Raw genomic sequence first — 11,966 nt, forward strand, 5'->3', positions numbered from 1 at the left:
TTCCCGTCTTCCCGTCTTCCCGTCTTCCCGTCTTCCCGTCTTCCCGTCTTCCCGTCTTCCCGTCTTCCCGTCTTCCCGTCTTCCCGTCTTCCCGTCTTCCCGTCTTCCCGTCTTCCCGTCTTGACACACCGACGTCCATCGGTTCCACTACCCCCATGCACATCGCGACGATCACCACGACCACGACCATTACCACGACCACCGTGGTGCGGTCCGGCGTGAGCGATTGAACTGAATCGCAGCAACAACGGCCCCGCACCTCGACGAGGATGCGGACGCGCCGCAAACCTCAAGTAGAATGCGGGGCTCCCCGGAAGGTTTTCTCGAAACCTTCCGCAATTCTTGGGATGAAGAGCCTGCATGACCGCGCTTGAAACCAGTACCACCCTTGTCCCCGCAGCAACAGCGGCTAGCGCCGACGCTGCGACCGCGGTGAGCAACGTCACGCACAAGTTCGGCGGCTCCTCGCTGGCCGACAGCGTGCGTATCCGCCATGTGGCCGATCTCGTTCGCGCGCGCAGCGAAAGTACCCAGGTCGTAGTCGTTTCGGCGATGCAGGGCGTCACCGATGCGCTGCTCGCGCTGAGTACCGCAGCGGCGGCCAATTTGCCGCAATGGCGCGACAAACTCGGCGTGCTGCGCAAACGCCATCTCGACACGGCGCAGGAACTGCTCGGCGATCGATCCGCCGCCGCGTGCGCGTGGCTGGATCAGCATTTCGACGAACTGGCCAACGTCCTAAACGCGATCGCCGTCCTGCGCGGCGCCGGGCACGGCGTGGCCGAGGCGGTCAGCGGCAATGGCGAGGTTTGGTCGTCGTACTTGCTGCACGCGCTGCTGCACGCGCAGGGCGCGGATTACTCCCTGCTCGATGCACGCGACGTGCTCGTTGTGCGCGACGAGGAACTCGGCGTCGCCGTCGACTGGGATGCAACGAATGCGAAACTCGCCGCGTGGCGCGCGCAACATCCGCAGGCGCGCGTGATCGTCACCGGCTACGTCGCTCGCGATGCTGAAGGGCGCGACACCGTGCTCGGACGCAACGGCAGCGATTATTCGGGTGCGATTTTTGCCGCATTGTACAAATCGCAGGAATTGCATATCTGGACCGATGTGGACGGCGTGCTCAGCGCCGATCCGCGTATCGAGCCAGAGGCGGTCACCCTCGCCGCGATGAGCTACAACGAAGCCTGCGAACTGGCCTACTTCGGCGCCAAGGTCATTCATCCGCAGACGATGGCGCCGGCGATTGCGCGCGGTCTACCCATCCTGATCCGCAATACGTTCAAACCCGAGCATCCCGGCACGCGCATCGACGCGGCGGGCGACGCCAGCGGTCCGGTCAAGGGCCTCACCCTCGCGCACGGCCTCGCCCTGCTCAATGTCGAAGGCACCGGCATGATCGGCGTGCCCGGCACGGCCGAGCGCGTGTTCGCCGCGCTGCGCGCCGCGCGCGTGTCGGTGGTGATGATCTCACAGGGCTCATCCGAGCATTCGATCTGCTGCGTGGTGAAACTTGCCGAGTCCGATACCGCACGCGCGGCGATCGAAGGCGCATTTGCGCGCGAACTGTCCGCCGGGCAGATCAGCGGCGTGGCGATTTCGCGCGATATCAGCGTGCTCGCCGTGGTCGGCGATCGCATGGCCGGCCAGCCCGGTGTCGCCGCGCGCCTGTTCGATGCGCTGGCACGATCGCGAGTCAATATCCGCGCAATCGCGCAGGGCGCGTCCGAACGCAATATCTCGGTCGCGCTCGCGCGCGATGACGCCACCAAGGCGCTGCGCGCAGCGCACGCCGCGTTCTGGCTGTCGCCGCAGACCCTGTCGATCGGCCTGATCGGCCCGGGCAAGGTTGGTGCGGCCCTGCTCGACCAGATCGCCGCCGCCGCGCCACGTTTGAAACGCGAAGCCAATCTCGATCTGCGCCTGCGCGCGGTCGCTGCGAGCAAACGGCTGCTTACCGACGAGCGCGATATCGGTGCGGCATGGCGCGAACGTTTCGCACAGGCGCGCGACGATGGCGACCTCGACCGTTTCGCTGCGCACCTGTGCGCCGCCCATCTTCCGCATGCAGTGATCATCGACTGCAGCGGCAGCAACGACGTCGCCGCGCTGTATACCCAATGGCTCGCCTCCGGCATCCATGTGATCACGCCAAACAAGCAGGCCGGCGCCGGCTCGATCGAGCGCTATCGCGCGATCCGCGTCGCGTCCGCGACCGGCGGCGGGCGTTTCCGCTACGAGGCGACGGTCGGCGCGGGTCTGCCGATCATCCAGACCCTGCGCGACCTGCTCGATACCGGCGATGAACTGATCGCGGTCGACGGCATCTTCTCCGGCACGCTGGCCTGGCTGTTCAATCGCTACGATGGGAAAGTGGACTTTTCGACCTTGGTGCGTGAGGCGCATGCGCTCGGTTACACCGAACCGGATCCACGCGACGATCTGTCCGGCATCGACGTCGCGCGCAAGCTGGTGATCCTCGCGCGCGAGGCCGGACGCGAACTGTCATTGAACGATGTCGCGGTCGAAAATCTCGTGCCCGCATCCCTGCACAACGCCAATCGCGACGATTTCATGTCGCGCCTGGCCGAACTCGACGCGCCGATCGCCGATCGCTACGCGCGCGCCAGCGCGAACGATCATGTGCTGCGCTACGTCGCGCAGCTGGATCGCGCCGGCAAGGCCAGCGTGGGTCTGGTCGAATTGCCGCGTAGTCATGCCTTCGCCAATCTGCGGCTGACCGACAACGTCGTGCAGTTCTCGACCAAGCGTTACTGCGACAATCCGCTGGTCGTGCAAGGTCCGGGCGCAGGCCCCGAAGTCACCGCTGCGGGTGTGTTCGCCGACCTGTTGCGCGTCGCTGCTTCGCTGGGCGCTCGAGTATGAAGGTGGAGGCAAGCGCATTTTCACCCGCAAGCATCGGCAATCTCGGCGTCGGCTTCGATATTCTGGGTCAGAGTTTCGTCGGTCCGGGCGACCGCGCCACTGTGCGGCGTACGCAAAGTAAACAAGTACACATTGCGGCAATTCGCAACAGCGCATTCGCCCTGCCGATGGACGCGGCGAAGAACACCGCCGGCGCGGGACTCATAGCGCTGCAGCAGGCGCTTAATCTGCCGTTCGGTTTCGAGATCGAACTCGACAAGGGCATCGCCTTCGGCTCGGGCATGGGTGGCTCGGCGGCGAGTTGCGTCGCCGCGCTGGTCGCTGCGAATGCCCTGCTCGACGAGCCGGTGGCGCCCGAGGCGCTGTATCCGTTCGCGCTCGACGGCGAAGCGGTCGCCAGCGGTGGGCGCCACGGCGACAACGTCGGCGCGATGCTGCTCGGCGGCATCGTGCTCGCGACCGCCGAGCATCTGGTGCGCGTTACGGCCCCGGCCGAATGGCATTGCGTCGTCGTGCATCCCGACGCGGTGCTGGAAACGCGGCGCGCGCGCGAAGCGCTGAAGGGTGCTTATGCGATCGGCGATTTCGTCGCCCAGAGCGCAAATTTGGCTCTCGTGCTCGCCGGTTGCCAGCACGGGGACGCGAATCTGGTGCGCGCGGGCCTGCGCGATGTGCTCGTCGAGCCGCGCCGCGCGCCGCTGATCGCCGGATTTGCGCAGGTGAAGCAGGCGGCGCTCGATCATGGCGCGATGGGCGCAAGCATTTCCGGCGCCGGCCCCAGCGTGTTCGCCTGGTTCGAGTCGCGCGCGGCGGCCGAAGCGGCAGCACCGGCAATGCATGCCGGCTTTGCCAGCGTCAATTGCGTCAGCGAAAGTTTCGTGTCGCCGCTCAACGGCCCCGCAGCCCGGGTGCTGTGATGAAGTATACAAGTACACGCGGCCGCGCGTCGGCGTTGGGCCTGAGCGCCGCGATCGCCGCCGGACTCGCACCTGACGGCGGTCTATACGTGCCGCAATCGCTGCCGAAATTCACGCCGCAGGATTTCGGCGATTGCGCAGATCTACCCGCGATTGCCGCGCGCCTGCTCGAACCGTTTTTCGCCAACGATGTGCTGGCGAACGAATTGCCGACGATCTGCCGCGAAGCGTTTACGTTTCCGTCGCCGCTGAATGCGCTGAAAACCGCCGGCGATCACGTGCTCGAACTATTCCACGGCCCCACCGCCGCGTTCAAGGATTTCGGTGCACGTTTTCTCGCCGCGTGCATGCGCCGTCTGCGCGCGCAGGAAACCAAACCGTTGACAATCATCGTCGCGACCTCGGGCGACACCGGCGCCGCGGTCGGCGCGGCGTTTGCCAGCCTACCCGGCTTTCGCGTCGCCATCCTGTACCCCGACGGCCGCGTCTCGCCGCGCCAGGCGCACCAGCTCGGCTGCTTCGGCGGCAACGTGCGCGCGCTGCGCGTCGCCGGCTCGTTCGACGATTGCCAGCGCATGGTCAAACAGGCACTAAGCGACGAGGCGTTGCGCGCGCAAGCGCCGCTCGGTGCGGCGAACAGCATCAGCCTCGGTCGCCTGCTGCCGCAGATGGCGTATTACGCCGATGCATCACTACGCCACTTTCGCGAAAAATGTATACAAATAAACTTCGTCGTGCCGACCGGCAATCTCGGCAACGCGGTCGCCTGCGTACTCGCGCGCGCCTGTGGCCTGCCGATCGGCCGCATCGTGCTCGCGACCAATGCGAATCGGGTGATTCCGGATTTCTTCTCAGGTCGCGACTACGCGCCGCAGCCGAGCCTGGCGACGCTCGCGAACGCAATGGACGTCGGCGCGCCGAGCAACTTCGAGCGCCTCACCTGGCTGTATCCCGATGCGGCGCAGCTGCGCCGCGAGTTCGTCGCGCAATCGGTCGACGACGCGGGAATCACCGCCACGATTCGCGCACGCTACGAAAACTACGGCGAGGTTTTCTGCCCCCACACCGCGACCGCCGTGCATGTACTTGAAGGCCTACGCGCCGGCGGCGATCGCGACTCCTGGGCCGTGGTCGCCACCGCCCATCCGGCCAAGTTCGAAGGCATCGTCGAGCCGCTGATCGGCAGGCCGGTACTGGTTCCGCCCAGCCTTGCCGAACTGCTCGCGCGGCCGGCCCACGTCGATCCACTGGCCAACGATTACGCGGTGTTGCGCGCGATCCTCGCATCGGACTGACCACAATCCCGAGCCGTTCGTGGTGAGGTATCGAACCATGAACGGCGACCCCGCGCATAGCCGCTCACCCTTCGATACCTCAGGGCGAACGGGCAATACTTCAAAGTGGCCCACACCCTGAATCGCCAGACTTGGCGCTGGCCGGCGCACGATGTATCATGCGCGGCTTCGCGCGCAATCGATTGCCGATTCCGCGCCGACAAACGTGGGGCGGTAGCTCAGCTGGGAGAGCGCTGCGTTCGCAATGCAGAGGTCGAGGGTTCGATCCCCTTCCGCTCCACCAACTCACTTGTTTCCGCATGAGCTGGGCTGACAAGCCCAGCAAATACCGTGTCCCATGCCGGGCATCGTTACACTCAGCCCAGCCTGCACATCCGATTGACGCGAGCCCGTTGCCTGCGCTCCCGCAGTGATATGATTTCCGCATCCAAGGCCAAGTCCAGCGTCAAGCGTGCGTCTGTCCAGCGGCCGCAGCGTCATTCTGTTTTCCGGGGAGGAAACAATGGATGCCATCAGCCTGTTCTTCCTGCTGCTCACGCCGGCCACCTATACGGCAATGATTATCGTCGAGCAGATCTGGCCGGCACGCAACTTTCCGCCGCGTCGCGGCTGGCAGTGGATCGGCGCCGCGTTCCTCGTGCTGTCGCTGACGATCGGCACGCTGTTGCCACTTTACTTGCCGGTCGACTGGATGGCCGAACACCGGTTGTTCGACGGTACGCGGCTCGGCGTGATCGGCGGCGCAATCGCCGGATTCGTCGTGCTCGAGGCGGCCGTTTACGCCTGGCACCGCTCTGCCCACACGTTCAGCCCGATGTGGCGCGGCTTCCATCAGTTGCACCATAGCCCGTTGCGCGTCGATATTGCCGGTTCGATGCTGTTTCATCCGCTGGAGACGGTCGTCTACACGCTGATCCCGCTGGCAATTACGGTGCTGGTGCTCGGCCTCGACCCGCTCGCGGCGGCAATCGTGGGCTATGTGTTCTCGCTCGCCGCGTTCTTTCAGCATTGGAACGTCCGCACTCCGCCGTGGATGGGCTATATCCTGCAGCGCCCGGAATCGCACTGTGTGCATCATCGCAAAGGCGCGCACTACTACAACTTCTCCGACCTGCCGCTGTGGGACATCGTCTTTGGCACGTTCAAGAACCCGAAGAAATACATGGGCGAGTGCGGCTTCGAAGGCGGCGCCGATGCCCGTATCGGCGCAATGCTCGCCTTTCAGGACGTCAATGCGCAGGTCTATGGACCGGGCAATATCGGCGTGCGCCCCGCCGCAAGCATGGGCCACGCGGCGGCGGCCTGAGAGCGAGGAGCGAGCACTCGTCTTCCCCGCTGCAAGCCTCGCACGAACCGCCGGGTTCGCCCCGGAACGCGGCATTACTTCCAGAAGTAGATCTGCAACGCCTCTTCGCGCGATTTGGTGTCGGCCAAGGCGTAGGCTGGGCTGACAAGCCCAGCAAACATCAACCCGATGCCGGGCATCGCTACGCTCAGCCCAGCCTACGACCTTTCGCAGAGAACGCTGTGCTCGGGTGAACGCACCGGCTATTCGACATTCAGAATCCGCACCACGCTCCCCCGGTTATCGCTATGAGCCCTGCCGCCCGCCAATACGCCGCCACGTAAAGCGCCCCCGAAGACAGCACACCTGCGGTCGTGCTGTCCAGGGTTGAGGCGCATTTACTTGTTGATGATTTGTGGATCGCAGGGGAATGTGGTGTTCGCGGTCGAATCTTTCACCGATACCTTGTAGGTAGCGGTCTGCACCACCTCGTTCTTGTCCTGAATCGTGGCGGTGGTGGGGGCATGCGGGTTCGGTTGTGAGAGCTGGCTGTTCGGATCGACGGGAAAGGCGACGTTGTTGATTGTATAGCGCGCATCGCTATGCAGGTGCAGCACGACAGTGGTGTTATGACCATCAGCCTTGTCGAATTCGACATCACCACCCTTCTTCCCGTTTCCGCCAGAGTACTTGTAGCTGTAAACGTGGCCGTTGGAAGCGGTGGTATCGGTGTATCCGTCCGATCCATTGGTTGGAAAGTTGCGAACGTCGAGAGTGATCGTGACGCCGGAGGCTGCGGTGGCGAATCCAGGTACGAACAATGCAAAAATAAATGCGAAAAAAAGCATGCTGCGCATGATCAATTCCCCTTCTTGGTGGCGCCTCGGCCGGAGGCATGGTGGATACTGACAACATTGGATGCGTTTGCCTAATGTGATCCGCTGGTTGGCGAGGCCGCAACCCCAAGGGTAGATGGTGGTGCGGTTGCACCGGCAACGCCAGGATTCGGTTTGGCCGCACCCGCCGCAGGCCATGGAAACAACGCGACGTAACCGTAGCTCGCCAGCTGCGCCTCGACGCGTTTGGCCTCGGCTGTGTCCCCGCTCAGCAACGAGAGGCGCACCCACGGATCGAGGATTCGCCAGTAGCGCGAGTCGTGCGCCAACGGCGCCAGCGCCTCATGTGCCGCGTTGAAATGGATGTCTGCATCGGCTCGACGGCCCGCGTTCGCAGCTGCCATCCCGGCAGCTATCTGGCTCATGGCGTAGCGGCCGATCTCCTCCGCCGAATTCAATGCGGCAGTCGTTTTGTAAAGCGCCTGCAACGCATTGGCCGCATCGCGCGCGAGTTCGCGATCATTGCCCGGCAATGCCAGCATGATGCGCAGCGAGAGCGCCTCGATCAGATCGCGGCGCACGTATCGGTCCTCGCCCTGCACATGCGCCGAGGCATCAAGCAGCGGTTGCGCGAGCGCAAGGTCGTCCCGCGCAGCTGCGAGTTTTCCGAGGCCGACGCGCGCCGCCGCATGCGTGATCAACGCATTCAGATAGGCCTGCCTCCAGTCCTTGTTCGCCGGGTCGTGCGCAGTGAGCAGCTTCATGCGGGCGGTCGCGCCAGCGGCAAGCGTCTCCGCCTGCGCATACTTGCCCAAGGCACGCAGCAGCTCCGACTCCATCAGTTGGGACGTCGACCATTCCGCCTTCCACTTCGGATCGGTCGGTTGCATCGCGCTGATCCGGCCCAAGCTCTCGGCCTTGCCGGCAACCAGCGTCTCGGCCTGCTCAAGGTTCCCCAGCTGCTCTTCGACGCTGCCCAGCCAGGAGTCTTCGTCGGCGACTTCGAACTGCAATTGCGTGTCGCCTGGCGTCTTGGCCAGGACCGATTCGAGCGTCTTGCGGGAACGTGTGAACCCTGCGTGCGCCTGATCGAGTTGACCGCGTTCGAGCTCAAGCACGGCGAGATTGTGATCGCCATAGGCGAGTTCATGCTCCCATTCCGCTTTCTTCGGATCGATGGCGTATACCTCGCGGCACGTATCGCGGTAGCGCGTGAGCCACGTCTTGGCGCGATCCAGATCGCGGTTTTGCCAATACACGAAACCTACCCAGTACTCGGCTTGACCGCGGTCGAACAAACGATCGCCATCGCCGGCGTGCCGCTCCGCCAGTGCGCTGCTGCGCGCGTAGGCGCTCTGAAAGCTCGCCAATGCCTCGGGAAAACGCGCCTGGCTCAGCCGTACCTGGCCGATCTTGGTCGACGTTTGCGCCTGCCATGCCAAAGTGGCGTCGGTCAGATCGCGTGGATCGAGATTTGCGAAGTAGCTCGTTGCCTTGTCGCCGACGCTGTCGAGCAGATCGAGCCGGCCGACTTGCTCCAGTTTCGGTCGCAGATCGTCGAGCATGAAGCCCAGCAAGTCCTCGGCCTGTGCCTGCCGTCGTTGTGCATCCTTGCTGGCAGTTTCGGCTCGTGCCTGTTGTGCCTGCGCATTATTGCGTTCTATCCATGCGGTCGCGGCGAGCACCAAAGCCAGCGTCATGCCGGCCAGCGAGGCGACCATGATCGCCAGCATGCGCCGATGCCGGCGCTGCGCCTCGCGTCGGCGCAGCGTATCCAGACCCGTGCCGAGCAGACCCGCAATCAACTTGAATCGAGCGAGAGTTTTGCCGTCCTTGCCGGGCCGGAAGTCCGCCGCGATCGGCTCGGCAGGACGCTGGCCGAGCTCGCCGTCGGCTTCAATCTCCAGGCGCAGCGCAGGCGGAAAGCACTCGCGCGCGTCGCCCGCATTCGGTTCGCCGTCCACGATCAGACAGTAGATCCGCCCGCTGCGGCCAAGGCGTTTGAATGCGAGCACTTCCTCGTTGACCCAATGCGATTGGGCCGCGTGCGGCGAGCAAATCACGATCAGCGACTCGGAGTCGGCCAGTGCGGCCTGCACGCTTGCGCCCAGATTGTCGGCGCTCGCCAGTTCCTCGCGATCGCGAAAGATCGGGTTCAGCCGCTCCGGTACCGGGCCGAACTCGCCTTCAGTCGCACGCAGGCGTTTGGGAACCCGGTAATTTTCCAATGAACGATGCAGCCACGCAGCCACACGCTCGTCGCTGTGGCTGTAGCTTATGAAAGCGCGATAGCGTCGCGAAACGCTCACGCCATCTGCTTCCCGGCAAACGTCTGGATCGCCAGCAACTTATCCCCCGTCAAGCCAGCTCATGAAGCCGGCGTACTGCATGGGTCGCTTCCTGCCTTGTTCGGCACTCGGCGCGCAACGCCGCCGGGTCAGCGCCGGACGGCATCATGCCGATGCGTATCGTACGTCCAGCGCTGCAACGGCGCCCTGGCCAATCCGTAATTATGACACTGAGCGCGATCGCCGTCGTTGATGATTTACACCCTTAGCAGCTTGCCTTGATGACGACGAAGCAGGGCGCTATTTCCAGAAGTAAATCTGCAACGCATCTTCGCGCGATTTGGCCGGGATATCGGCCAGCACGTCGCGGTGCTTGCGGAAGTTGAGCGCGCTGCGCTGAATGAGGTTGTCGATCTCGGTCATCTTGTAGCGCGCTTCCTTCGGCGTCGGCGCGCGCAGCGCTGCGCCTTCCGGGAAGATGCCCATCCCGCTCATGATGCAGTACCACGAGAACACCGGGTAGCCCTTGCCCAGCGTACCCTTGGACACGTCGCCGGCGATGCTCTTGCCCGACAGCCATATGCGAAACAGCTGCTGTAACGGTTCCGACAGGTTCGCGTTCGCCGAGTTGGCGCGCCAGTACTCGGTGTCGGTCCGGTTGTTGGACTTGTAGTGGGTGACGATGTAGTCGCGCGTGCCTTCGAGGTGCTCGTTGACGCGCTGATTGAAACGCTCCTGCGCCGACTCGCTCAGATCACCGGCTTCGAGGAAGGCGACGAAGTTCGCGATGGTCTGCTGCACGAACAGCAGAGTAGTCGCTTCCAGCGGCTCGATGAAACCCTGCGACAAACCCACGGCCACGCAGTTGCGGTTCCAGTGCTTGCTGACGCGGCCGACCTTCATCTTGAGGTGGCGCGCGGGCGTCGACGAATCGAGCATGCCCAGATGTTCGCGCAGTTCGTGCTCCGCTTCGTCGGCCGAACAGAACGCCGAGCTGTAGACGTAGCCATTGCCATAACGCTCGGTGAGCGGGATCTTCCAGGCCCAGCCGTTTTTCAGCGCGGTCGATACGGTTTGCGGCGGGATGTCCTCGCCGATCGGCGTCGGCATGGCGACCGCGGCGTCGTTGAACAGGTTGCTCGCGAAGCTGAGGAACGGCGTCTTCAGCGTCTGCTGGATCAGCAGGCCGGCAAACCCGGTGCAGTCGACGAAGAAATCGGCCGCGATGGTCTCGCCGTCGTCGCTGACCACCGCGGCAATGTCGCCGCGCTCGCTCACCTGCACCTGCTTGACGTGGCAGCTCTTGTATTTCACTCCGCGCTCGATCGCCTTCTTCTGCAGGAACTGGCCAAGCAGGACGGCATCGAAGTGATAGCCGTACCAGATGTCGAACGGAAAGTTGCGATTCGGCTTCGGCGCGAGGCACTGGTCGGCCAGGGTGGATGAAATGAAGAATCGATTCGGGTGCGCGTACACGTCGGCGCCGTTCACGCGCGCATTCACGTTATTCACGAACTGCGTCATCGTCAGGTTGTCGAGCATCGAGGCGAACGGATGGAAGTAGCTCTCGAAGCCCGGCCTGGTGCACCACTTGTCGAACGTGATGCCGCACTTGTAGGTGGCGTGACACGCCGGCATCCACTCGGCTTCCTCGATACCGAGGCTGTCGAAGAAACCGCGCAGCCACGGCGTCGATCCTTCGCCGACGCCGATGATGCCGACCACGGGCGATTCCAGCACCTCGACCTCAATGCCTTTGGGTAGCAGCGACTGCGCCAAGGTCATCGCGCACATCCAGCCCGCCGAGCCACCGCCGACGATGACGATCTTGCGGATCGTCGGCGGAATATGCGCCCGTGGGTTCGCCTGCGTCACCGAAAAGGTGTAGTTGAACAGCGTGGCAGCTTCGGACGTCACGATCCCACGGCTCCCACCTTTACCAGATACCCACCCGATTTCTCATCGCGTTCGAGCTCCAGCAGTTTGCGCGCCTTGGCTTCTTCGAGCAGCGCGTTGAACGATTTGAAACCGTAGTAGCTCTCGTTGAAGCCGGGGTTGCGCCGTTTCAGGGCCTGCTTGATCATCGATCCCCAGAGTTTTTCGTCCTCGCCGCGTTCGGCGAACAGCGCTTCCACTGTTTCCAGCACCAGGTCGAACGCTTCCTGTTTCCTCGCGGCGTCGGATTTCTGTTTCGGCGCGGCGACCGGCGCGGCGCTTTTTTCCTCGACTTTCTTCTTCGGCGCCGGCCTCGTTTTTTGTACGCGCACCAGGTCGTCGTAATAGATGAACTCGTCGCAGTTGGCGATCAGCAGTTCCGACGTCGAGTTTTTCACGCCTACACCGATCACGGTCTTGTTGTTCTCGCGCAGCTTGCTGACCAGCGGGGAAAAATCCGAGTCGCCGCTGAGGATGACGAAGGTATCGACGTGTGCCTTCGTATAGCACAGGTCCAGCGC

The 11,966-nt window shown here is 63.7% G+C and carries 9 protein-coding genes and 1 tRNA gene; 5 read left to right on the top strand and 5 right to left on the bottom strand.

Annotated elements, in window-relative coordinates:
* Nucleotides 1-190, bottom strand: a 190-nt coding sequence (locus VIE67_RS00860; protein ID WP_332022337.1) for a hypothetical protein, incomplete at its 3' end; no start/stop codon positions are given.
* 170 nt (nucleotides 191-360) lie between these two features.
* On the opposite strand from VIE67_RS00860, the gene thrA reads away from it, so the two are divergent.
* From thrA to VIE67_RS00885, 5 genes are all read left to right on the top strand, one after another.
* Nucleotides 361-2,889, top strand: coding sequence for a bifunctional aspartate kinase/homoserine dehydrogenase I (gene thrA / locus VIE67_RS00865; protein WP_332022338.1), 2,529 nt, complete (start codon nucleotides 361-363; stop codon nucleotides 2,887-2,889).
* Nucleotides 2,886-3,806, top strand: a complete 921-nt coding sequence (locus VIE67_RS00870) for a homoserine kinase (protein ID WP_332022339.1) — start codon at nucleotides 2,886-2,888, stop codon at nucleotides 3,804-3,806. Before thrA ends, VIE67_RS00870 begins: the two co-directional genes overlap by 4 nt.
* Nucleotides 3,806-5,101, top strand: coding sequence for a threonine synthase (gene thrC, locus VIE67_RS00875; RefSeq protein ID WP_332022340.1), 1,296 nt, complete (start codon nucleotides 3,806-3,808; stop codon nucleotides 5,099-5,101). The genes VIE67_RS00870 and thrC overlap by 1 nt, the downstream gene beginning before the upstream one ends.
* Before the next feature lie 207 nt (nucleotides 5,102-5,308).
* Nucleotides 5,309-5,384, top strand: a tRNA-Ala gene (locus VIE67_RS00880).
* Between the two features lie 219 nt (nucleotides 5,385-5,603).
* Nucleotides 5,604-6,407: a sterol desaturase family protein gene (locus VIE67_RS00885; protein WP_332022342.1), complete on the top strand. Its 804-nt coding sequence runs from the start codon at nucleotides 5,604-5,606 to the stop codon at nucleotides 6,405-6,407.
* Nucleotides 6,408-6,784: 377 nt separating this feature from the next.
* Here the strand turns inward: VIE67_RS00885 and VIE67_RS00890 are convergent, their stop codons facing one another.
* From VIE67_RS00890 to VIE67_RS00905, 4 genes are all read right to left on the bottom strand, one after another.
* Nucleotides 6,785-7,243: a hypothetical protein gene (locus VIE67_RS00890; RefSeq protein ID WP_332022344.1), complete on the bottom strand. Its 459-nt coding sequence runs from the start codon at nucleotides 7,241-7,243 to the stop codon at nucleotides 6,785-6,787.
* 71 nt (nucleotides 7,244-7,314) lie between these two features.
* Nucleotides 7,315-9,531: a toll/interleukin-1 receptor domain-containing protein gene (locus tag VIE67_RS00895; RefSeq protein ID WP_332022346.1), complete on the bottom strand. Its 2,217-nt coding sequence runs from the start codon at nucleotides 9,529-9,531 to the stop codon at nucleotides 7,315-7,317.
* A gap of 279 nt (nucleotides 9,532-9,810) precedes the next feature.
* On the bottom strand, nucleotides 9,811-11,427 hold the full coding sequence (locus tag VIE67_RS00900; protein WP_332022348.1) for a tryptophan halogenase family protein: 1,617 nt from the start codon (nucleotides 11,425-11,427) through the stop codon (nucleotides 9,811-9,813).
* On the bottom strand, nucleotides 11,424-11,966 hold a 543-nt coding region (locus VIE67_RS00905), incomplete at its 5' end, for an NYN domain-containing protein (protein WP_332022350.1). The genes VIE67_RS00900 and VIE67_RS00905, both read right to left, overlap by 4 nt.

The sequence above is a fragment of the Rudaea sp. genome (genome assembly GCF_036560865.1).
In the GTDB taxonomy this organism is placed as follows: domain Bacteria; phylum Pseudomonadota; class Gammaproteobacteria; order Xanthomonadales; family Rhodanobacteraceae; genus Rudaea.